Below are 22,507 nucleotides of genomic sequence, written 5' to 3'. Positions count from 1 at the left end.
CATCCGGACGCCCGGCCGCGCGCCTGTGCAGTCTTCAAATCGTGGCAGTTGTCGTGCGCGTCGGTGCGGCTTTGTCGAGGAAAGAAAAGAATGCGTCCGCTGCATATCCCGCGAGGAAGGCGACCGCGAGCGGTGACGCGGAACCCACTTGTGTCTTCCAGACGCTGCCAAACAGTCCGATCACAGAGCCCACAATCAGCGCGATGATGAGCCGGGTTCGATTTGAATAACGCGCATTTGCGGGGTCGAATGTCCTGGAACTGATTTGCGCCGCCGATTCGCGCAGGATGTAAGCGAGCGCGCCAAGCACTGCGTAAAGCACCGGGAGTAGATATGACGTTACCGCGCCCCAGAAGATATCGCTGGTGCGCTCCGCGTTTTGCGCCATCGCGCGAATGTCCTGATACACGGCAAGTTTGCGCATGCCGTCGTCGACCGCGTCTTCCGGGCCTATCGCTTTTGGCGGTATCGAAATCTGGGTTCCGGCGTCTGTCGGTTCGAGCAGGATTGGAAGCAATAGCTCCAGGTTCTCACGCTGCGTAGGCCCGCTCAGCATCCACGGCGATCCATATACGTTGTCCGATCCATGTCCCGTAAGCCGGATCAGCCAAAGCGTTTCTGCGTAAAGCTGACGATTGTTCCGCGAGAAATCCTGGAGGGTCTCTTTAAGCAGTCGCGCCGCCGGGGTCTGCGACAAACCCAGGTCGGTTATTTCCCACGAATCTGACGCAGGAGCAGGTGCCGCCGCGGCATCCGACGCCTGGGTTGATCCGGACGCAATCCTGATCAGGTCTCCGTTTTTCAGGGAGGGCGCGGCTCCCGTTCTGGTTTTTTCGGCGCTTGCGGATGCGGCCGGCGCCGAAGCTCCCTGCACCGCTTTGGCCTTGATGATGGCGATCCGGTAGTCCTGCAACTGATCGTGAATGAGCAGGGCGTTTTTATCGTTTTGGTCGATCAGCGATTTACCTTTCACCGAGAGATCCGAGCCCGTGAAGCAAAGCATGGATACAGGCACGATGAAAATCACCAGCCAAAGCGTCAGCCGGGAGTAGAACCTTGCGATCTTCTTTGCATCGGAGATCGTTCCTGACGCGAGCGTTTCCAGCGAACACGGCTGGATGGCTTTGGCGATAGACGTTTTCGCAGCGTACAGGTCCTTTTCAATGTCCGGTGTCCATTTGCCTCGTGCAAAAGCTTCACGGGCAACCGCGATCGCCCGTATGGACTCGGGCGGAAGTTCGATAGCTTTATCCGCCGCATAGTCCAGCATCTTCTCGCAATCCTCGAGGAGCCTGGGAATATGGCTACCGGCGAAATTCCAGCATCCTTGCCGTTGTGGACATACGGCATCGTTGGCGGTGGTATCGCACATGGTCGGCTCCGGGCGAATAAAAGAATGTTTGTTTCTCAGGTTCCTTGTCTAGCGCAAACGATTGGCAGGGAGATGGATTGAAATGTTTTATGTGCCTTGGCGAACACACGTTACGTACGTGATGGCGCGCCGAGTCTTGGCGAAGCGATGTGCAACGCGTGGAATTCAATGCAGTCATCGCGCCGCGTTCTGTTGTGCGCGGCCTGGGGTGGTTCGTAATGTAAGCGCCCAAAACACCAGCGCAACAGCGCTTGCCGCAAAGCCAAGCGTACATACGCCGCTCCACCCGTCTCTTGCATAAACCCAAGTCGATAACACCGCGCCGAGCCCGCTGCCCACGGAATAAAACAGCATGTAGCAGCCAACCAGCCGTCCGTGCGCTTCGGGCCGGGTGCTGAAGATCATGCTCTGGTTGGTCACGTGGATGGCTTGTCCGCCCATATCGAGCAGGACGATGCCGGCAATCAGAAGCGCAATGCCATGCGGCATGAAGCCGATGGGAATCCAGCACGCCAGCATGCACACCAGCGCGACACCTGTTGTCCATTGCCCGAGTCCGCGGTCTGCGAGATGGCCCGCACGCGCGGCCGCAAGCGCGCCGATCGCACCGACCAGACCGAACGCGCCGATTTGTGTATGCGACATCGAGAAAGGCGCCGCACTCAGGGGCAAGACCAACGCGCTCCAGAAGATGCTGAAGGCCGCGAACATCAGCAGTCCGATCATGCCGCGGACCTGCAGCACGCGTTCTTCGGCGAGCAGCGTGAACATGGAGCGCAACAGCTTCCGATAGGTGAGCGTCACCGGCTGAACATGCGGCAACGGCAGTGTGCGCGACAGCACGATCAACATGATTGCCGCCATCACGCTCGACAGGAGATACACCCAGCGCCAGCCGGCGATGTCCGTCACCACGCCCGCCAAAGAACGCGCCATGAGCAAACCGACCACCACGCCGCTTTGCGTCGCGCCCACGACTCTTCCGCGTTCCGATTCGTGCGCGAGCGTCGCGGAGTATGCAATCAGCCCTTGCGTCATCGCGGTACCCGCCATGCCCACGCCGACCATGCCGATCAGCAACGAAACGGGCGACACCGCAAGTCCGACGACGATCAACGACACTGCGAGAAACACGAGCTGCGCGCAGATCAGGCGTTTGCGATTCACGAGGTCTCCAAGCGGCACGACCAGCAACAAGGCAAGAGCGCACCCAACTTGAGTTGCAGTGATCACGCCGCCGACCACTGCGTGGCTGATACGGAAGTCTGCTGCAATCGCATCCAGCAACGGTTGTGCGTAATACACGTTCGCGACACTCGCAGCGCAACAGACTGCGAGCAGCAACACCAACGGGGCCGGCACACGAAGCGGTATGCGTTGTGCGCTTGCTGGATTCATCGGTCATTCCTTCGGTCGTCAAATCTAGTTGTGAATTAAAACTGGTTTGAGTGTAAATGAAACCTGTTTTAAAATGCAACTAGTTTGAGCGACGGCGCACAAGCGATCGTTTTTTCGAAAGCAACGATGGAGGTGGTGCAATGGCTCGAAGCAAAGGCCTCTCGGATTCAACGTGTCCGGTGGCGCGGGCACTCGACGTTGTCGGTGACCGCTGGTCGATGCTGATCATTCGCGACGCATTCGATGGCGTTCGCCGGTTTGGAGCGTTCCAGGAAAGCCTTCTTATCGCGCGGAACATCTTGACGGACCGGCTCAAGCAGCTTGTCGAGTCGGGCGTGCTGGAATGCGTTCCGGCATCGGATGGATCGGCTTATTGGGAATATGTGCTGACACCCAGAGGCAAGGCGTTGTTCCCGGTGATCGTCACGTTGCGGCAGTGGGGCGAAGGGAATCTGTTCGAACGGGGAGAGAAACACTCGGTGCTCATCGACAGAACGAACGGAAAGCCGGTTCCCGCGCTCGCGTTGAAAAACGCGGACGGGAAAGCGCTGGCGATGGAGGAGACGTTTGTGAAGAAGGTAGGGGAACGATGACGTTTTGCTAGATGCTTCCCCGGCAATGCCGGAGAAGCCTCGAGCATCAAACCGCCAGGCACAAATTCAGCGTTTTGCCGTATCAAGTCCCGGACGACGCTTCGAACGAATCGCCCTGATCATTCTGGCGCGCCAGGCGGGCGCGCAAAACGTCGATCTGATCGAGCAGATCAAGCGCGAGCGCGACACCTTGAGCATTTAGTTCCAGATCCCGTGTGAGCCGTTGCGCGGTGACGGCGCGTCGCAGCGAGGCGCCACTGAACCGCCATTCCTCGATGCGCGCGCCCCGAGGTTCGAACGCGCCCTCGTTCACCCACAGCGTGAACTGCTCTTCGGACGCACCCGTGACGCGGCACAGCTCGATCAGCGTAAACTCGACGTGTTCCTCGACAACCTCGCCCTGCAGATAGACCGGATCGTTTTCTTTCATGATGGGTCACCCATAAAAATTCGCGCGTGGGTCGAACTCGAACGCCTCGCGCAAGGCGTTGTAGGCGGCTTTCTTGGCATCGGTATCGGCGCGGGGCAGGACGATGCCGAGCACCACATAAAGATCGCCGGCCGGGTTGCCGGGGATGCCTCGGCCCCTGAGCCTCAGGCGCCGTCCCGCCGCGGAGCCGGCCGGGACGTTCATGGTCACCTGACCGGAAGGCGTCGGTACGACGACCTCCGCGCCCAGCGCGGCTTCCCACGGCGCCACGGGAAGATCGAGCGTCACGTCGCGGCCATCGACTCGATACCGCTTGTGTTCCTCGAGCGTGACTTCCAGATACAAGTCGCCCGCCGGAGCGTTTCCGGTGCCGGCGCCGCCTTGGCCAGCGAGCCGGAGGCGCTGGCCGTCGAGAATGCCTTTCGGAATCGATACATCGAGCGTGCGGGTTTGATAAGTGACGCGTCCGTGGTCATCGACGGATGGCATTTGCAGCGTAAAAGTCCGCTGCGCGCCGTTGTACGTGTCCTCCAGGCTCACCGACACCCGCGCGTGATGGTCCTCGCCGCGCCAGTCGAACGATTGGGAGCGCGGCGCATGGCGTTGGCGCGCACCGAAGAGATCGCTGAAGAAGTCGTCCGTATCCTGCGCGCCGCCGGCTCCCTGATACTCGAAACCATCGCTGACATCCGGGCGCGGACGAATCTCGTCGCCGTCCTTGAGACCCGTGCCGAGGGCATCGAATGCGGCGCGCTTTTCCGCGTCTCTCAGCACCTGATACGCCTCGCCCACCTCCTTGAAGCGGGACTCGGCGTCCGCGTCCTTGTTCAGGTCCGGGTGAAACTTGCGCGCGAGCTTGCGATGCGCGGTCTTGATTTCCGCCTCGGTGGCCGTTCGCGGGACGCCCATTACGGCGTAGTAATCCTTGTATTTCATGGTTTAGCCTGTTTCGTCTAATCGATAGACCCACACTGACAAGGTGACCTGCGGCCCTGACGGCAAGCTGTCCCATCAATATACAAGCATGTGCCCAAGCCGTCGAACGCTTACAGAAAAGCGTGCAGCGCGTCGGCCGCCACGAAAAGCGCGACCGTCTGCTTCACATGCGAGCGGATATCTCCGCGGATTTCATCGAGGTCTTCGCCCATCAAGCCTCGCATGAGCATGGGGGAGACGATTGCATCCAGGAGCTGCGTTGCCAGCACGTGCGCGTGCCGTTTGTTCGCGGCCTGTGTGCGGGCATCGAAGGAGCGCCCCGAGTGTTCGGCAATCATGGTCGCCACCGCTTCGACTGCGCGTGACCTGCCGGCGTCGCTCGTGAGTTTCGCCAGCGATGGAAACCGCGGCGCATCCGCCACCACCATCCGTATGAGCGCGATCACTTCGTCGCTTAGCAAGCGCGTGACGAGCGTCTGCGTCACGGCAACGAGCCGTTGCGGGAGTTCCGCCGATTGCGGCGCGTCATACACGAGTTGCAGGCTGCGTTCGCAGTTGCGCTTGACCACTTCCGAAAACAGCGCTTCCTTGCCGCTATAGCGGCTGTAGAGCGTCGCCTTGCCCGCGCCCGCCGCCTCGGCGATACGTTCAAGCGATGCCCCGCCGAACCCGTGCTGAAGGAACATGGCCGTGGCGGCATCGAGGATCCGCTCTTCGACGTCACCCGCCATTGCGTTCGACGGACGGCCTTTCTTGCGCGAGAAGATCGACCTGATCGGGCAGGGCGAGACATCTGCATCAACACTTTTCGGGGTGCGGCTCACAACTGTTCCTTCGCGAATTACCTGACCGGATTATCGCAGGCTTTTTGAATAGAACGATACCGTTCCGTTCTATTGTAGAATGCATCTCAATATTATTTTGGAGAATGCAATGGCCGGAAGTGAAAGCGAAAACAGTACGCCCTCCGGCGGCGAAAAGCCCGAAGGCGACGACGCGCAGACAAAGGGGCAGGAGCAGGAATCATCCAAGCCGATGAGCCCGGGGCGCAAGCGCCTGAACGCGGTGATCGGTGGCGTGGTGCTGCTGGTTTGCGTGGTTGCGGGCGTGGCGTACTGGCTGCACAGCCGGCATTACGAAAGCACTGACGACGCGTTTATCGACAGTAATCAGAGTCAGATCGCGTCGCAGGTGAGCGGGAGGGTCATCGAACTGCTTGTTGCCGATAACCAGCACGTCGAGAAGAATCAGCCGCTCTTGCGCATCGACCGGCGCGACTTTGAAGTGAAGCTCGAACAAGCCGAAGCGCAGGAAGCCAATGCCGTGGCGCAAGTCGCGCAGGCGCGTGCCGACCTGCTTTACCAGACGGCGAGCCTGGCGCAACAGATCTCGCAAGTGCGCGTGGCGCAAGCCGACCTGACGCAGGCGCAGCAGGACCTGACCCGCTTCACCGGAACGGACCCCGCCGCCATCACGCGCCAGCAACTCGAACAAAGCCAGGCGACGACCAAGAGCGCGCTTGCCAAGCTCGACAGCGCAAAACAGGCGGTCCAGGCGGCCGAGGCGCAGGTTGCATCGCAGAAAACGAAGATCGATGCCGCGCTGGCGTCGGTGCGGCAGAATCATGCCGATGTCGACAATGCAAGGCTGCAACTGAGCTACACGGAAGTGCTCGCGCCGCAAGCCGGGAAGGTGACGCGCCGCACCGTGAACCTCGGCAACTACGTCACGCCCGGTCAGGCGCTGGTCGCGGTCGTGCCCGACGAGATGTGGGTCACCGCCAACTTCAAGGAGACGCAGCTCGTTTACATGAACGTGGGGCAAGCGGTCGATGTCACCGTCGATGCTTATCCGGACACTGTCCTTCACGCGCACGTGGAAAGCCTGCAGCGCGGGACGGGTTCGGTGTTCAGCAGCCTGCCCGCGGAAAACGCGACGGGTAATTACGTGAAGGTCGTGCAGCGCCTGCCTGTGAAGATCGTCTTCGACGGCGACGACTGGCGTCATCTGCCGCTCGCGCCCGGCCTTTCGGTCAGCCCGCGCGTGACGGTGCGATAAGCATGGCCACCACTCACGTAGCGTTGCCGAGGTCGGCGGCGGGGCCGTTCAACCCGTGGCTGATCGCGGTCATCGTGTCGATTGCGACCTTCATGGAAGTGCTCGACACCACCATCGCGAATGTGGCGCTCCGGCATATTGCCGGCGGACTGGGCGCGAGTCTCGACCAGAGCACGTACATCACGACCAGCTATCTCGTGAGCAACGCGATCGTCTTGCCGATCAGCGGCTGGCTCGCAAACGTGATCGGCCGCAAGCGGTTCTACATGATCTGCGTGTTGCTGTTCACGGTCAGTTCGGTGGCGTGCGGATTCGCGACCTCGTTGCCGATGATGATCGTCTTTCGCGTGCTGCAAGGGCTTGGCGGCGGTGGACTGGCGCCTGTCGAGCAAAGCATTTTCGCTGACACGTTCACACCCGAAAAACGCGCGATGGCATTCGCGCTGTACGGCTTCACGGTCGTCACGGCACCCGCCATCGGACCGATGCTCGGCGGCTGGATCACCGAGAACTACTCGTGGCACTGGGTGTTCCTGATCAACCTGCCGGTGGGGATGGTGTCGCTCGTGCTCACGTGGATGTTCGTGAGCGACAGCAAGCTCGTGCAGCAGGAGCGGCGTGCGCTGCTCGATAAAGGGCTGAGAATCGACTATCTCGGGTTCTTCCTGGTGGCGGTCGGTTTCGGCTGCCTGCAGATCGTGCTCGACAAGTTCGAACGCGAGGACGGGTTTTCATCGAACTTCATCTGTTCGTTTTCGGCGGTCGCGTGCGTTGCGCTGATCGCGCTGGTCATTCGCGAACTGACCGTGGCCCAGCCGATCGTGAACCTGCGGCTTTTCAAATCGCGGGCGTTTGCCATCAGTTGCAGCGTGATGTTCGCGTTCGGCTTCATCATTAACAGCACGACGCAGATCCTCCCGCAATTCACGCAGGAACTGCTGGGTTACGACGCAACCAATGCCGGTTTGACGCTGGGTCTTGGGGGCCTCGTCACGCTGTTCTTCATGCCGATAGCCGGCGTGGTGACCGGGCGCGTGTTCCAGCCCAAATGGCTCGTCATGATGTCGCTCGCGGGCACCGGCGTCGCACTGCTTCATACCGCCGGGCTCAATCTGAACATCGGGTTCTGGGATGTATCGTTGTCGCGGCTTTATCAGGTCATCTGGCTGCCGTTCCTCTTCATTCCGCTTTCGACCGTGCAGTTCATCGGCATTCCGCCGAAAGAAAACAACAACGCGTCGGCGCTCATCAACATGATGCGCAATCTTGGCGGCAGTTTCGGTGTGTCGCTGGTGACAACGCAGCTCGCGTGGCGAGACCAGTTTCACCATGCGCGGCTCGCCGAACACATCACGCCATACAACGGCTTTGTCAATTCGCTCGGATCGATCGCCAGCAGGGTCGAGCAGCAGGCGTCTGTCTTGAGTTACCTCGATGTGTTCATCACGCTGGGCGTCATTTCGCTCGTGCTGTGTCCCATCTGTTTGTTGTTGCCGAAGCTGCCGAAGGGGGCACAGGTCAATGCGCATTGATTATCGATGGATTCCGTTTGTCGTCTTCCTGTCCGCCTGCACGATGGGGCCCAACTTCGAGCATCCCGCGCTGCAGACGCCGCAATGGTCCCCGCCGGCCAAAACTGACGACACGAGCTCGGTTGCGGTACCCGAGCCGATCGATCCGCTGTGGTGGAACAGCTTCGGCGATCCGCTTTTGACGGAGCTGGTCAAGCGCGCTATAGACAGTAATCTGGATATCAAGGTCGCGGCGGCGCGGGTCGCCGAATCGCGTGCGCAACTTGGGCAGGCGAAAGCGGATGAGTTCCCTACGCTCAATGGCAACGCGTCGTACACACGCGAACTTCAGAGCGCCGATGGCGTCATCGGTTTGCTTGGGGGCAGCGGGTCACCATCGGCCACTGATACAAACGGGCTCGGTGGACGGCAGGGCGGTGTGCCGACGCAATCGACGGGAAGCGCACTGCCGCCGTTCAACCTGTTCCAGTATGGCTTCGATGCATCGTGGGAACTCGACCTCTGGGGCCGCGTCCGGCGCACTGCAGAAAACGCGAGCGCCACCGCCGATGCTCAAAACGAAGCGCGGCATGACGCGATCGTCTCGACTGCTGCCGAAGTTGCCCGCGATTATCTGAATCTGCGCGGAACGCAGGAGAAGCTGCGGATCACGCGCGAGAATCTGGCGTTCGCGCAGCGCACCGTGCAACTCACGAACGAGCGCGCGAAGCATGGACTCGCCACGGATCTGGATGTTGCCAATGCTCAGAGCCAGGCCGAAACGAACGCCGCCGATATCCCGCAGCAAGAGCAGCAGGAAGCGAAGCTCATCAACGCAATTGGGGTGTTGCTCGGCGAATATCCGCAAGCGCTTGCGGCGCAGTTGACGCCCGCTTCGGCCGTGCCGATGGCGCCGCCGCGCGTGCCGATCGGGCTTTCATCGGAACTGGCGCGACGCAGGCCGGATATCCGCGAGGCGGATGCGCAGCTTCATGCGGCAACGGCGAGTATCGGCGCGGCGAAGGCGGACTTTTTTCCGAAGATCACGCTGTCGGGGAGCGTCGCCATCCAGGCCACGCAGTTTACGAATATGGGTAGCTGGGGCGCGCGCAGCTACAGCGCGGGGCCGAGCCTTTCGATTCCGATCTTCGAGGGTGGACGGTTGCGTGCCACGCTCGCCTTGAGGGAGGCGCAGCAGCAGGAAGCGGCGATTACGTATCGGAAGACGGTGCTGTCGGCGTTTCAGGAAGTCGATGACGCGCTCACAGGCTTTGCCTCCGAACAGCGTCGCCGGGACCGGCTGGATGCAAGTGTGCAGGCGTCCAGGCGCGCGCTGGATATTGCAAACAAGCGCTATGTCAGGGGCCTGTCGAATTACCTGGACGTGTTGACGGCGCAGAAGGCGTTGCTGACAAGCGAGCAGCAATGGGTCGATAGTACGGCGACTGTTTCTACGAATCTTGTTTCGCTTTATAAGGCGCTGGGCGGCGGGTGGGATGTTGAAGGTGCGGAGTATGCGGGAGGAGAGGTGGTGGCTACGGCTGGGCGGGAATGAGGTTGGGTGATGGATGTTTGGGGGTGGTGTCGGTAGCTGCTGACAGAAACCGGCCAGGAACGGACGGTCGACAAGACAGCGATGATAGGCAACAATTAATGCCATTAACCATGTTTTTTCTAGTTCAACAATGCAACCTTTGGTCAACGAATCCGATCTGCCAAATCCCGAGGACCCAAAGGCCGTCTTTGCTTTTGCGATGTCGTTCAACGGATATGAGCACTACGGGTCGTTTGCAAAGAGCTCCGCTGTCGCACGACAAAAGCCCCGTTCGACAATGGAAGAACTGCGGAACGAGTTGTTCTTCGCCGCACGCGCGTCTCGGCATACGGGTGTGGACGAATATCTAAAAGTCTATCTTGAGCTCCTACCGTTGATGCGAGCGCAACTTCAATAGCGCTGCAAAGTTAATCTTGGAGGCGCCAATGGTCGTTTCCAAGAAAGTGTACCGTTCCTCGCAGGTCGTCCGAGGCTGCCGCCTACGCTCGCGTTCGGCCACTGGGAGACAATCGACAGCGGTGGCGAGATCGTAACAATCGACCTTCCACAGACCCGGTACTTGGCACGGACACGGACGCTTGCGATGACTGAAAAATATCGACTCATACTCATGTTCGAGTGGGGCGGTGGTTGTATTTGGGTGGGAGACGACGCTACTCGCAGCGCATACGGGGTGGGTCCGATTGAGGACTCGCTGCCGCTGGTTGACGAGACGCGCAGAAAGCTTGCGGAAATGACTGCGTGGCATGACCTATCGCTCAACTGGGAATACCCTCCAGACCCCGGACCGTGGGACGCGTACGAGTACGAGCGCTTTGACGCGACCGCGGCTGCGATGCGTGATCATCTTCAACAGGAACTGGGGGACTGCTTCGCTATCGTCTACGAGAGATTGGGGGTTCATGAGGGACGCTCCAAGGATCGGTAGCCTGGGAACAGGCTGGACCGGAAGCACGCCTTTCCGCGAATGACCGCTTCAGCGAAGGGCGGCTGTCTCTTTTGGATCGAAGCCAGCCGTCGAACATCTTTCACATCCGGACCAGCGCGAGGGCATCTGTCGTGATCGTGGCCGCGTACCGCTCGCGTTGTACACGATGCAACTGCTCGATGAGTAGCAGGCGGCCAACCACGTAATGCCGATTTCTTTGGGCTTAGCGACCGTCCCGTTTTTGAGTTCCTATACTATTTACCATCGCATCGTTCTTGGCATCGATGGTGCGCGCAGCCAACGCATCCGTGACAGGAACAGCAAGCTAGCCAAAAGGCGGGAAGCTGCTCCACCAATACCTACGTTTCTCCAGCCGTTCACCGCCTTCGATCGGAATACGTCATGCCAGCAGAGTGGAAGCGCCGCTTCCGGTTGTTTATCCAGCGTTTTTGGCAACCGACCAGCGCGTGCATGACCTGCATGCCGGGGAGTTGGTCCAACATCATGAGCCTAGGCCATTGGACGATTGCATTCCATACGGGCCTGTTCACCGGACTCCTGGCTGTACTTTTGACGTTCACGCCCGCGACGAAGCTCTACGCCAATCGATACGGTAATTCGCTGGTCGTCGGCATCCTGACAACGATAGGCGACGCCTATTCCCATGCCAGTCACTACCGCATTCCCTACGTCGAGCACATCGTAACGGGTGCTATCTCGGGCCTCCTGGCGCTGGCTGCCTCATATCTCTTCGAAGACCGTGCGCGGCGTCTGAGGACAGCGTGGGTTTGGGTTTTCAGATAGCTTATCCCTTTGATTCCGCACCACGCCAAGCCGCGCATATCCGCAGCCATCACCGGGGTCGCTGATCAAATTCCTGCCGCGCCTTCTCCACCGTATCCAGATTGTTGGCCGCCCAGACCCAGACTCCACAGAACGCAGCGCCCAACGTGATCCCGAGGTCAGTGAGCTTATATTCGACCTTCGGTGGCACGACCGGATACACCGTGCGCACCACCAGACCATCACGCTCCATCGCGCGCAGGGTCTGGGTGAGCATCTTCTGACTGATTCCCTCGACCAGTTCGCTCAGCCGGCTGAAACGCAGCGGCGACTTCTCCGCGAGTACGTCGAGAATCAACATGGTCCATTTGTCTGCAACGCGACCGATCAAATCTCTGACCAACGATGCAATCCGAGGATCGAGATCGATTGGTGGCGTCAGGCTCGCGTAGTACTGCGCAGCGGCGATCTGTTCCTTGGTGAATTCGAGGACTCGCTCCATTTCACACTCTCCGTTTGGTAAGTATGTAACTTTCAGGTGCCTTCTTCCTTCTGGAGAGTATGCCGGTCAAACTACGGTCGTGCTCAATGAACAGGGAGTGAAATGATGAAGATGATCGGAAGAACAGTGTTGATAACGGGCGGTACGAGCGGGATTGGCATGGAGCTCGCGCGGCAGTTGATCGCTCAGGGAAACACGGTGATTGTGACCGGACGAGATCCGGGCAGGCTTGAGCTTGCACAGCAAGCCATACCCGGGCTTCATGCTTTTCAAAGCGACGTTGGCGATCCAGCGAGTATCGAGTCCCTGTACAAAACGGTGTGTGAGCAGTTTCCTGCGTTGGACACGCTGGTGAACAACGCAGGAACAATGCGCAATATCAAATTGGATCGGCCGCATCGACTGGGTGATTTGACTGCCGAGGTGGATGGCAATCTGAAAGGACCCATGTGGATGGTCCAGGCTTTCCTGCCTTTGCTCTTGAAGCAGAAGAACAGCCTGATCGTGAATGTGTCGTCGGGTCTGGCGTTTATCCCTTTCCCCGCGGCTCCCATATACAGCGCGTCGAAAGCTGCACTTCACGCCTATACAGAGTGTCTGAGGGCGCAGTTGGCCGACACCTGCGTATCGGTCGTGGAACTGGCTCCTCCGGGCACCGAAACCCCGCTGTTCCGAGGCGAGTTTGCCGAAGAAATGAAAGGCGAGAAAGGCATGAACGTCAGCGTGCTCGCGAGGCGCGCCATTGCGGGTATCGAAGCCGGGAAAACGGAGATTCGGCCGGGCGTGAGCAATGTCTTAAAGATCGCCAGCCGCGTTGCGCCGCACTTCATGTTCCGGCAGATGGTGAAGCTTGGTCGTCCGAAACCGGTCAGCGCTTGAGCGGCGCTGCGTAGTTGTTTGGATCCAGCGCGATCGCGCAATGCAGGCTTTGCACATGACGAGATCGCTCGGTGAGGCGCAGGCATCTGGCCAAGAACGCCGATTTCACTATAAGCCCGGTGGCCCATACATTTTCGGGTTCCTATGAGGAGCCTCGGTAGGCCCCTGATCGGGCGAAGGAGCAGTTGATGTAGCGGACGGCTTCGCCGCATCGGGCGTCGAACTGGAAGCTGGCACGGCAGTGGTCGTGCATCCCGCCAGCACGATGAATACAGCCGCAAAGAGAGAGTTTGTCATCGTCGCTTCCAGAGAGGAAGGTACATGTTACGACAGGCTACCGGCCGCAAGCATCGTTGCTCATTGACCACGAGAAGACGTGCCATACGGTATGACATTCGCTTAGTGCGGCAAGCAAAAGACAGTCGCAAGCACCATCGGATCTAACCGGAGACCTGATCCGGTGCGTTGGGCGCGCTTACTGGCGTCGAGTCGCAATTGCAGTCGCATATCCGCATCAGCTTGAATACGGGTCTCAGTAGTTCACAACTGCGTCAGGTTGCCCGCAACCTCGCAGCGCAAGGTAACGTCGACGCCGGCGCCCGCGTGCAAGCAGCAATCGACAGGGTTTCTGAATAGCGAGCGTTCAGGGCGCGCGGGTCCAGTCGACCCAGCATGGTTCAAAGACCGCGCGACGTGGTGAGAAACCGGCGCCGCATCGGCTTGAGCAGGGCAATGGCGAGCAGTGCGGTCACGATGTCGAGCGTGATCGCCGTCGTGAACACGGGCACCCAGCTTCCGGCGTGCTGGTGCATGAGCGCCGCCAGAGGGCCGCCAAAGATCGAGCCAATGCCTTGCGAGATGTACAGCCAGCCATAGTTCTCCGTGGCATGACGGGTGCCGAAGGTGTCGGTGAGCGTTGCGGGGAACAGCGAAAATATTTCGCCCCAGCCGAAGAACACGACCCCTGAGAGCAGCACGAACAGCACCGCGTTTTCGCGCGTGAGCAGCCACAGTGCCATCGCCACGCCTTCAAGGGCAAACGCGAAGAACATGGTGTTCTCGCGGCCGACCTTGTCGGATACCCAACCAAACAGCGGCCGCGTGAGGCCGTTCGTGAACCGGTCGATGGTCAGCGCAAGCGGCAGCGCTGCCATGCCGAACACGAGCATCTTTGTCACGCCGAAGTCGGCGGCGAAGGTCGCCATTTGTGAAGTGACCATCAGGCCCGAGGTGGACATCATGGTCATCATTGCGAACATCAGCCAGAAAACAGGCGTTTTGAGCGCCTGCGAAGGACGCAGATTCGCCACGCCCGGCGCGCCGGAACTGGCTGTCATTTCAGCAATGCTGTCGTGCGAAGGCGGCACGCGCAAACCCTGCGAAGCAATCAATCCGACCACTGCAAATGCAATGCCGAACATCCACAGCGTAGCGTCTATACCACGCGCCTGAAGCGAGTTCGCTATCGGGAAGGTCGTGACGATCGCGCCCATACCGTAGCCGGCGGCAACCGCGCCCGCCGCGAAACCCCGCCGCTTCGGAAACCAGCGCACCATCAAGCCCACCACGCCGACATAGACAATGCCGGTGCCGAGTCCGCCGACAACGCCGTAAGTCAGATATAGCATCGACGCGCTTTGCACCTGCGAGGCGAGCACCCAGCTCAACCCCGACATGACCGTGCCGATCGAGATCAGCAGGCGCGGACCAAAACGGTCGATCAACTTGCCTTGAAACGGCGAGAAGAAGGTTTGCAGAATGATCAGCAAGGAAAACGTCACTTGCAATTCCGGCAGCGCGACGCCCAGCTTCGCGGCGAGCGGTTTGGTCATCAGCGTCCACACGTATTGCGGGCTCGAGATCGCCATCATGCAGATGAGACCGAGTCCGAGTTGAAGCCAGCGGTTATGCGTGGCAGACGTCGCGACATTGCCCATATCCGTCGATGTCACGGGGTGAGAGCGTGTGGTCATGGTGACTCCGGTTACCGAGTGACGTGCAGCGTCCTGCGCGCCTATAGGCCGGACGTGCGGTTTCATTGAAAAAGCGCGCGAGCTCCTGCAAGCTCGCCGCAGCCCCGATACTGCGTGGATCGTAGCCCGCTTCCATAAACTAATCTGGATACCGAACGATTACGTCTGCGGGTCACAGCGCCTGGTCTTTGCTTGCGCCGCGATCGTCGTGCGAGCCATGCCGAGGGAGACGCGCAGAACCGAATTTCTTGTATACATATCCGGTGTTTACGCGAGAAACGTGCCAAAGGCTATGCAAAGTCAAACGTCCCTTCTGTAAAGCTTTAAGTACAACCGGGTGTGTGTGGGTGACGACCCTGGGTGGTGCGTCTGGACCTGATCGGTGCATCGGAAGCGCCGCGCGGCTCCATGGCGGTGCGTGCGGGAGTGGACGTTCGACGGGCGGGCTATGCGCGGCCGATCGCGGTTTTGTTCGTTCCAGTGACTGGTACTGCTGCGACGGTTGTGTTTCGTGTCTAGCTTTACGCCGATGGCGATAGCAAAGCGTCCCCAGAACGCCTCAAGTGGCCGCACGTGACTTCGCGCGACTACGGACAGCAGACTGCGCGTCCGGCGCTTCAAACACGTCATCGAACTCCTCCGCCGCGATGGCGGCAAGCACCTCCCGAAGCGCCTTCGCCTTCGCAACGCCAAACTTGCTCTCGAAGCGTTCTTGCGCCGTGTTCCACAGCACAGCCGTCTCCTCGAGTTTTTTCTTTCCCTTCGGAGTAAGCCTGGCGAGCCGGTTTCGCCGGTCCTCGGGGTCCACCACGAGACCGATAAAACCGTCCCTTTCGAGTGGCTTGAGGTTATGGCCCAGCGCCGATCGATCGAGAACAAGGGACGCGGCGAGTTCGCCCATTGTCGGACTTCCAAGCCGCGCGATATTCAGCAAGATCGAACGTTGCGTGGAGCGCAGCCCCGTCGGCGCCAGTACGGCATCGTAGAGTTGCGAGACGCGTCGGGTCGCTTTACGCAAAGCCGTGTTGTTGCACCGGTTGTTATCGCCGAGAGACGGGTTGTTGTCCGGCCGCTTGGCGGGGGGTGTTTCGTTGCGCACTGCTATTGCTCCATATAAAGCGTCAACCCATGCCCGCACGCACAACAATTCCTGTGAGATGCAGTTCGCGGGCGCGACGATATCCTAATTGCTTGTACAGCCGTATTGCAGAAGTATTGGTGGAAAAAACGTGCAGGAAGGGAACGCCTCCCCGATGCTGAATTCCGGCCGCAAGATGTTCCATGAGCTTTCCTGCAAGGCCTTGACCACGCCAGTCAGGATGAGTGCATACGGCACTCACTTCAACATATTTTCCTGCGACCATCCGTTCTCCCGACATGGCGACCAGTTGTCCTCTTTCACGAACACCGATGAACCTGCCCATTTCCGGCGTGCGTTCCTTGAAAGGACCCGGATCGGTTTTCTCCACCAGCCGCATCATGCTTGGAACGTCTTCTTTTCCAAGCTCAACGATTGCCTTATCACTCGATGCAGCGAATTCTCTCGCGCCAATCATTTGGATAACCGTCGCCTCTCGGACTATCTCATACCTCGCAGGAATGGTCGGCTTGTGCTGCGTAAAGAGCGTGAGCCGTTCATCAGCGTGCAGCATTCGGGCAATTTGCGCGACGCTGCTCTCGCTGTAATCTTGCGCGGCGCCGAACGGGGCGAATTCAGGTTTGTATCGCAGGCCGTTTTCGTTGCTTTGCGCAAGAGACGCATGCGCTCCTGAAAGTGCGGCCCAAATGACATTGCCCATGTAGTCCTCCGACTCGATCTCGGCTGCCGGGTCGATCGTCGATTCCATGATTGCTCCATGTATTCGAAGGCTGTGGTCATGCGATGAGCCCGAACGTCGCTTTGTCAAGAAAGAACCGCATCCACAGTGCGCAGGAACCTGACAAGCTGTTCGCTGACCTCGGCTGACGCCTCGTGTTGCACCCAGTGGCCCACATTATCGAGTTCGAGTCCTCCCATAAGACCGGGAAGGCCGGCGCGCATCTGCTGTAACGTAAAAGGGTAAAGCTCCTTCAAACCATCCGATTTGCCCCAGATGAAGAACGATGGCTGAGTGATCTTCGCGCCCTTCCACGGAGCGGACAGCGTGAAATAAGGCTCTGCGGCGCGATAGTAATTCAATCCGCCGTGAAAACCGGTGCGCCGAAATTCCGCGATGTTATGCGCCACATAATCTGCTTCCGCCCACGAGGGCAGTGGCCCGGGAGCAGCCCGATAAAGGCTGCGTGTACGGTCCAGGGGACTCCACTGCTCGCCTTCCGGCGCAGAACCGGATGCCCAGTACAGGATGCCTGGAATCGTCACGGCAGCGTCGGCCCATATCTGGTCAGCATCCGGCCGTATCTGCTCGAACATGTAAAAATCGTCTTGACGTCCCGACTCGCGCATTCTTTCGAAAACGCTGGATTCGCCACGCGTAACGAAAGGCACGCTGAGGCCAAAGACCGCCTTGAATCGATCGGGACGCATCAGCGCCGCATTCCATGCATGGGTTGCACCCCAGTCGTGCCCCACAAGCACTGCGCTGGATATCTTCAGCGCATCGAGCAGACCGATCAAGTCGCCTGTGGTGTGCAGCGGGGTGTAGAGGCTTGCATCGGCGGGGGCTGAACTTCGCCCATAGCCGCGCATATCGGGAGCGATGGCGCGATACCCCGCCGACGCAATGGCGTTCATTTGCCGGCGCCATGTGTAGGACGTATCCGGAAACCCGTGGCAGAACAGCACGGCTGGTCCCGCCCCTTGCTCCGTCACGTGCAGGGAAATGCCATTGGTTGCGATATCGTATTCCTTGACGCCACCCGTTATATCTGAAGTCATGTCATTGAACTCCATGGTCGAAATGCGAGGCTATTTATATGATAAGGATTCACTAAGATATTCCTTTCCCTTCAAGCCATGAACGCATGACCTGGACAAGCTCGGTCTTGCGCTCGAGTGGCAGCCAGTGTCCGGATGGCAGCGTCGTCACCGTCAGATCAGTGCACGTGCTGCGCATGGGCTCGCCGAGACGGCTTCGAGTGATGTCACAGATGCCATCAAAGTCGCCGTTCACGAACAGTACGGGCTGGTGCAGAAGTCCGCCGTCGGGTGCTGCTTGAGCGTACGCGATGTTGGCGTCGTCGTTCAGATACCACGCGTTGGCCGGACGAAACCCGCTGACACGAAACACATCGACGAGGGCGTCAAAGTCGGTGGATGGCCAGAGCGCAGCGTCGGGCTGCACTGCCGGCGCACGATGCGCCGCTCCGAACCAGCCTCCGTTACGCGACACCAAAGCAGAGCGATAGGCCTTGCCCACGGACTCGGGGTCTCCACGCCGATAAATCGCCGCGAGCGTTGCGGCTATGTCCGCGTTGAAATCGGTGACCGTCTGGTCGAAGTGCGTCAGGTAGAAGCCGTAATAATCCCACTGCCCGTCTGGAAATTGATCGGCCGGGTAGAGCGTCCGATCGACCAAGGGCAACAAGTTGCGCAAAGCGAAGCTCTCGGGCATATACGGGACGGACGCGAATACCACGCCACGGCTGCGCTCTGCATGATGAGCAGCCAGCGCCCCGGCCACCGGGCTTCCCAGGTCGTGGCCGACCCAGATTGCCGGACGCGCGCCCAGATGATCGTGAAGTTCGACCATATCTTGCACGATCTCCTTGAGCGCGTAGGCATTGGACGCGGACGGCGCCGTCGAGCCTCCATAACCGCGCATGTCCGGCGCGACGCACCGCCAGCCTTCTGATGCAAAGGCTTCGATCTGCGGTCGCCACATCAGGCCGATTCCAGGCCAGCCGTGGAGGAAGATCATCAACGGCCCCTCGGCCGGTCCAGCCTCCAGATAGCGCGTGGTGTGGCGAGGCGAACTGAAGGTGCGCGCGATCAAGACTGGACGATCCCGCAATGCAGCGTCATCTGGTGCGGCCGCGATAGTCGAGCTTTTGAGTTCGTTGGGCATAACGCTTACCTCATCCGTTTTCTCGTGCGGAACGCTCGGCGGAGATTGCAAAGCCATCCGGGAAACCGCCGCTTCGGGTCACAATCGCTGCATGGATCAAAAACCGATACATTGCACGTTTCGCAGAATATTAGCATATGCCCGCAATATGTGGGTATATGCCGATAATTTATTGAGCGTGGGGAGAGGCTGCCTCTCCCATTCCCGGACGCCAACGACCGCCGATTAAACCTGTGTCATCCCTCCATCGATACACAACTCCGCGCCCGCCACAAAACTGCTGTCGGACGATGCAAGGAATAATGCCGCGTTCGCCACTTCCTCCGGACGACCCAGGCGGTTCAAAGGAATCCGGCTCGTCAGTGAGAGCCGGACTTCGTCGCTGACGTTCTCGAACATGGGAGTGTCGATGGGACCCGGGCTCAACACGTTCACGCGGATTGCCCGTGCCGCGAGTTCGGCAGTCCAGGTACGCGCATACGACCGGACTGCGGCCTTTGTAGCCGAGTACGTTCCGTAGCCAGGGTTGCCGATCGATCCGGCAATCGAACCCACCAACACGATGCTGCTGCCGCTCGCCATCTGCTGCACCGCGCGCTGAACGGTGAACACCATGCCGCGAACGTTGACGTCGAACGTTTTATCGAAGTGATCTTCGGTCGTGGAATCGAGCGTCGAGAACTCCGATATACCCGACGACGTCACCAGGATATCCAGCTTGCCGGCCTTCGCCTTGACCGTATCGAACAGCCGGTCGAGATCGCTTGCACTCGTCACGTCACCTTGCACGGCTTCCACGTGACCGCCAATCAACGCAACGGCCTCATCGAGCTGCGCCTTGCGACGGCCGGTGATAAAAACATGGGCGCCTTCTTCGGCGAAGCGCCGCGCTATCGCAAGACCAATTCCGCTATTGCCACCGGTGATAACCGCTGTCTTTCCTTCGAGCTTCAGCACAGTCAACCCCTTGTATGTTCAGTCCGGCCGAAGATACACCGTGTATATTTAGTGTCAATTACGCACCGTTCATAGACTAGATATACGAGAGGAAACCGTGATGGCATCGAAGGTGGCATTGAAGGCGGAACCGCCGCTTGCCGAGATCAACGCGACGCGGCCCGTTCTAGAGCAGATCGCGAACAAATGGTCGGTGTTGATCCTGACCGTGTTGTGCACTGAACCCTCGCGGTTTAACGCGATAAAGCGACGCCTCGATCCCATTACGCACAAGGCGTTGACCGAAGCTTTGCGACGGCTGGAGCGAAACGGGCTGGTCAATCGGCGGGTCATAGCATCGTCGCCGGTGGCGGTCGAGTATTCGATCACTTCGCTCGGCCGAACGCTGCAAGATCCATTCGAGGCGCTCGTGGTGTGGGCGGCGAAGCATGGCGGGGGTATCGAGAGAGCGCGGCTTGCTTACGATGAAAGGGCGCTTTGAACCGGTTCAATCGGCAGACCGGGTTTGCTTTCCCTCTGCGGCCAGATAGCGTCCGGGCGTCGTCCCCAAGGCGCGCCGGAACATATCGATAAACGCGCTGACGTTGTCGTATCCCAGTTCGAGCGCGATCGTCGTCACCGACACGCCATCCGCGACAAGTTCCAGCGCGCGAAGCAAGCGCGCCTGCTGACGCCATTGCGCGAAACTCAAGCCGGTCTCCTCCGCAAACCGGCGGCTCAAGGTCCGTGGCGCCAAACCCGCCCACGCGGCCCATTCCTCGAGACGGCGGTTGTCGGAGAGATCACTGGCTAACGCATCCGTGATTCGGATGAGCCGTGCATCTTCCGGGCGCGGAAGGACCAGCGATTCTTCTTTCGATGCGGCCAGTTCATCGATCACCACTTCTGCTATCCGCGTCTGCGTCTGGTCCAGCTCGGCGCCCGGCCACGTCGCGGCGCGTCTCACTGCTTCACGCAGCAACGGCGTTGTCCTGATCGCCCGTGGCTCCGACGGCAGATTGGCACATCGGTGCTCGGTGATGAAAACGCTCCAGCCCGAGAACGGTCCATACGAGCGCACGGAGTGGACGCAATGCGGCGGAATCCAGATTGCATGGACGGCGGGAACGACCCAGTGCTGTTTGTCCAGGCCGACCGACATCAAGCCGCTCAATGCGCCCATGAGTTGTCCGCGCGCATGGCTGTGCGACGGCGTGGCGCGCGCTTCGTCTTGCGTCAGTTCAGCCGCGGCGAGGAACGGACCGTCCGGCGAGGTCACCAGGTCGGGTCGAATCAAATATGAAGTCATGGCTGAAACGCGGTATCGATTGGCCTTTATACCGGAGACTGGCCGCGCTCGCACGCCTAAACTGGCTTCATTCCTACTGCTTCAGGAGGCCATCGCGATGCGAGCCCAGGACATGCTCCCCGACCATATCAATCAGGCTGAAATCGGCGGGACCACGATTCGAAAGGGTACTGTCGCCGCATTTCTCGCGAATGCACGTGTCTGGACCGATCCGGAAGCAAGCGAAAACGCACGCGCTGAAGTCGAGATGGACATGCTCGAAGCGCTGCCTGCACTGCGCGCCGTCGGCTTGTTCGACGTCCTCGACATTCGCGATGCCGCGCTTCGCGCCTGGGTCGCCGCGCACACCAAGGACTAAGGAAAACGCCATGAAAGCAGCAATCATCAAAGCGCCGGGTGAAGGCCCGGTGTACGCCGACTTCGATCAACCCGTCGCTCAAACCGGCCATCGACTGATCGAGGTGACGGCAAGCGCACTGAGCCACGTTGCGCGGGCGCGGGCCTCGGGGACGCATTATTCATCGGCGACGACGTTCCCGTTCGTTGCAGGCGTCGATGGAACCGGGCGTCTGGAAGACGGTCAGCGCGTCTATTTTTTCAAGCCGGAGGCGCCGTCTGGATCGTTGGCCGAATACTGCCTCGTGTCCGCCGCTCATTGTGTCGCGTTGCCCGATGCGCTCGATGACGTCACCGCAGCGGCCATCGCGATTCCGGGCATGTCTTCTTTGGCGGCGCTCGTCGAGCGGGGCGGCTTCGTTGCGGGCGAGACGGTGCTGATCAACGGCGCGACGGGTACGTCCGGGCGCCTCGCGGTGCAGATCGCGAAGCATCTCGGGGCGGGGAAGGTCATCGCTACCGGGCGGCGCGAGACCACGCTTGCATCAATGAAAACAGCCGGCGCCGATGTGACTATTTCGCTGGAACAGGAAGAGGGCGCGTTGAACCGCGCGTTTGAGTCGCAATTTGCAGAAGGCGTGGACGTGGTGCTGGATTACTTGTGGGGAAGCAGCGCCCGGGCGTTGTTGGTTTCAGCGGCGAAGGCGTCGCCTGACGATCATCCAGTCCGGTTTGTGCAGATCGGGTCCATCAGCGGCGCCGATATCCAGTTGCCGGCCGCCGTCCTGCGCTCGGCGGCGATCACGCTTACGGGCAGCGGTATTGGAAGTGTTCCGTTGCCCCGCCTCCTGCATGCCATGCAGCAAGTGTTCAATGCAGCCGTACCCGCCGGTCTGCGGACCGACACCGAGATCGTTCCGCTTGCGGACATCGGTAAGTATTGGGCGCATGCGGACAGTTTGCGCCGGACGGTTTTTGTTCCGAAGCCGTGAGGTCGAGAG

At 59.9% G+C, this 22,507-nt stretch carries 22 protein-coding genes; 9 read left to right on the top strand and 13 right to left on the bottom strand.

Going from position 1 to position 22,507, the window contains the following annotated elements:
* Nucleotides 1-34: 34 nt before the first annotated feature.
* Both AX768_RS15765 and AX768_RS15760 read right to left on the bottom strand, forming a co-directional pair.
* Nucleotides 35-1,372 carry a hypothetical protein gene (locus AX768_RS15765; RefSeq protein ID WP_062001096.1) on the bottom strand — a complete coding sequence of 446 codons (1,338 nt, stop codon included), beginning with the start codon at nucleotides 1,370-1,372 and terminating at the stop codon, nucleotides 35-37.
* A gap of 174 nt (nucleotides 1,373-1,546) precedes the next feature.
* The gene (locus tag AX768_RS15760) at nucleotides 1,547-2,770 is read right to left on the bottom strand and encodes an MFS transporter (protein ID WP_062001095.1); all 1,224 of its coding nucleotides are present in this window, start codon (nucleotides 2,768-2,770) and stop codon (nucleotides 1,547-1,549) included.
* Nucleotides 2,771-2,910: 140 nt separating this feature from the next.
* Between AX768_RS15760 and AX768_RS15755 the strand changes: the two genes are divergently transcribed.
* Nucleotides 2,911-3,363, top strand: a complete 453-nt coding sequence (locus AX768_RS15755; protein ID WP_062001094.1) for a winged helix-turn-helix transcriptional regulator — start codon at nucleotides 2,911-2,913, stop codon at nucleotides 3,361-3,363.
* An 82-nt stretch (nucleotides 3,364-3,445) separates the two neighbouring features.
* Here the strand turns inward: AX768_RS15755 and AX768_RS15750 are convergent, their stop codons facing one another.
* The 3 genes from AX768_RS15750 to AX768_RS15740 all read right to left on the bottom strand — a co-directional run bounded on the left by AX768_RS15750 (nucleotide 3,446) and on the right by AX768_RS15740 (nucleotide 5,553).
* Nucleotides 3,446-3,793, bottom strand: a complete 348-nt coding sequence (locus tag AX768_RS15750) for a chaperone modulator CbpM (RefSeq protein ID WP_062001093.1) — start codon at nucleotides 3,791-3,793, stop codon at nucleotides 3,446-3,448.
* A 6-nt stretch (nucleotides 3,794-3,799) separates the two neighbouring features.
* Nucleotides 3,800-4,729, bottom strand: coding sequence for a DnaJ C-terminal domain-containing protein (locus AX768_RS15745; RefSeq protein WP_062001092.1), 930 nt, complete (start codon nucleotides 4,727-4,729; stop codon nucleotides 3,800-3,802).
* A gap of 110 nt (nucleotides 4,730-4,839) precedes the next feature.
* Nucleotides 4,840-5,553, bottom strand: coding sequence for a TetR/AcrR family transcriptional regulator (locus AX768_RS15740; protein ID WP_062001091.1), 714 nt, complete (start codon nucleotides 5,551-5,553; stop codon nucleotides 4,840-4,842).
* A 109-nt stretch (nucleotides 5,554-5,662) separates the two neighbouring features.
* On the opposite strand from AX768_RS15740, the gene AX768_RS15735 reads away from it, so the two are divergent.
* The 4 genes from AX768_RS15735 (at nucleotide 5,663) to AX768_RS15710 (ending at nucleotide 11,585) form a co-directional block, all read left to right on the top strand.
* Complete coding sequence (locus AX768_RS15735) at nucleotides 5,663-6,787, top strand: HlyD family secretion protein (protein WP_172811976.1); 1,125 nt, start codon at nucleotides 5,663-5,665, stop codon at nucleotides 6,785-6,787.
* A 2-nt stretch (nucleotides 6,788-6,789) separates the two neighbouring features.
* Nucleotides 6,790-8,319 (top strand): DHA2 family efflux MFS transporter permease subunit, encoded by a 1,530-nt coding sequence (locus AX768_RS15730; protein ID WP_062001089.1) that lies wholly within the window; start codon nucleotides 6,790-6,792, stop codon nucleotides 8,317-8,319.
* Nucleotides 8,309-9,853 (top strand): efflux transporter outer membrane subunit, encoded by a 1,545-nt coding sequence (locus AX768_RS15725; protein ID WP_062001088.1) that lies wholly within the window; start codon nucleotides 8,309-8,311, stop codon nucleotides 9,851-9,853. Before AX768_RS15730 ends, AX768_RS15725 begins: the two co-directional genes overlap by 11 nt.
* Nucleotides 9,854-11,183: 1,330 nt before the next feature.
* Nucleotides 11,184-11,585 (top strand): hypothetical protein, encoded by a 402-nt coding sequence (locus AX768_RS15710; protein ID WP_062001086.1) that lies wholly within the window; start codon nucleotides 11,184-11,186, stop codon nucleotides 11,583-11,585.
* A gap of 49 nt (nucleotides 11,586-11,634) precedes the next feature.
* Here AX768_RS15710 and AX768_RS15705 read toward each other — a convergent pair whose 3' ends face one another.
* Nucleotides 11,635-12,066 (bottom strand): winged helix-turn-helix transcriptional regulator, encoded by a 432-nt coding sequence (locus AX768_RS15705; protein WP_062001085.1) that lies wholly within the window; start codon nucleotides 12,064-12,066, stop codon nucleotides 11,635-11,637.
* Between the two features lie 102 nt (nucleotides 12,067-12,168).
* Here AX768_RS15705 and AX768_RS15700 point away from each other — a divergent pair, with 102 nt between their 5' ends.
* A complete protein-coding gene (locus AX768_RS15700; RefSeq protein ID WP_335340470.1) occupies nucleotides 12,169-12,945 on the top strand; it encodes an SDR family oxidoreductase in 777 nt (258 codons plus the stop codon).
* A gap of 677 nt (nucleotides 12,946-13,622) precedes the next feature.
* On the opposite strand, the gene oxlT is transcribed toward AX768_RS15700, so the two are convergent.
* From oxlT to AX768_RS15670, 6 genes are all read right to left on the bottom strand, one after another.
* Nucleotides 13,623-14,882, bottom strand: coding sequence for an oxalate/formate MFS antiporter (oxlT, locus tag AX768_RS15695; protein ID WP_172812001.1), 1,260 nt, complete (start codon nucleotides 14,880-14,882; stop codon nucleotides 13,623-13,625).
* Nucleotides 14,883-15,477: 595 nt separating this feature from the next.
* On the bottom strand, nucleotides 15,478-16,017 hold the full coding sequence (locus AX768_RS15690) for a MarR family winged helix-turn-helix transcriptional regulator (protein WP_306299754.1): 540 nt from the start codon (nucleotides 16,015-16,017) through the stop codon (nucleotides 15,478-15,480).
* Between the two features lie 22 nt (nucleotides 16,018-16,039).
* Nucleotides 16,040-16,765, bottom strand: a complete 726-nt coding sequence (locus AX768_RS15685; RefSeq protein WP_062001083.1) for a GNAT family N-acetyltransferase — start codon at nucleotides 16,763-16,765, stop codon at nucleotides 16,040-16,042.
* A gap of 56 nt (nucleotides 16,766-16,821) precedes the next feature.
* Nucleotides 16,822-17,796, bottom strand: coding sequence for an alpha/beta fold hydrolase (locus tag AX768_RS15680; protein WP_062002253.1), 975 nt, complete (start codon nucleotides 17,794-17,796; stop codon nucleotides 16,822-16,824).
* Between the two features lie 52 nt (nucleotides 17,797-17,848).
* Entirely contained in the window at nucleotides 17,849-18,925 is a 1,077-nt protein-coding gene (locus AX768_RS15675) for an alpha/beta hydrolase (RefSeq protein ID WP_082779002.1), read from the bottom strand.
* A gap of 225 nt (nucleotides 18,926-19,150) precedes the next feature.
* Entirely contained in the window at nucleotides 19,151-19,882 is a 732-nt protein-coding gene (locus AX768_RS15670) for an SDR family NAD(P)-dependent oxidoreductase (RefSeq protein ID WP_062001082.1), read from the bottom strand.
* Between the two features lie 100 nt (nucleotides 19,883-19,982).
* Here AX768_RS15670 and AX768_RS15665 point away from each other — a divergent pair, with 100 nt between their 5' ends.
* A complete protein-coding gene (locus AX768_RS15665) occupies nucleotides 19,983-20,363 on the top strand; it encodes a winged helix-turn-helix transcriptional regulator (protein ID WP_062001081.1) in 381 nt (126 codons plus the stop codon).
* Nucleotides 20,364-20,369: 6 nt separating this feature from the next.
* On the opposite strand, the gene AX768_RS15660 is transcribed toward AX768_RS15665, so the two are convergent.
* Nucleotides 20,370-21,170: an AraC family transcriptional regulator gene (locus AX768_RS15660; RefSeq protein ID WP_062001080.1), complete on the bottom strand. Its 801-nt coding sequence runs from the start codon at nucleotides 21,168-21,170 to the stop codon at nucleotides 20,370-20,372.
* Between the two features lie 97 nt (nucleotides 21,171-21,267).
* Between AX768_RS15660 and AX768_RS15655 the strand changes: the two genes are divergently transcribed.
* Together AX768_RS15655 and AX768_RS15650 are read left to right on the top strand one after the other, a co-directional pair.
* Entirely contained in the window at nucleotides 21,268-21,528 is a 261-nt protein-coding gene (locus AX768_RS15655; RefSeq protein ID WP_062001079.1) for a hypothetical protein, read from the top strand.
* Nucleotides 21,529-21,538: 10 nt separating this feature from the next.
* On the top strand, nucleotides 21,539-22,498 hold the full coding sequence (locus AX768_RS15650; protein WP_062001078.1) for a quinone oxidoreductase family protein: 960 nt from the start codon (nucleotides 21,539-21,541) through the stop codon (nucleotides 22,496-22,498).
* The last annotated feature ends 9 nt before the right edge of the window (nucleotides 22,499-22,507 follow it).

It is taken from the genome of Burkholderia sp. PAMC 28687, from assembly GCF_001577465.1.
Classification (GTDB): Bacteria; Pseudomonadota; Gammaproteobacteria; order Burkholderiales; family Burkholderiaceae; genus Caballeronia.
This window is presented reverse-complemented; position numbering and strand designations above follow the sequence as displayed.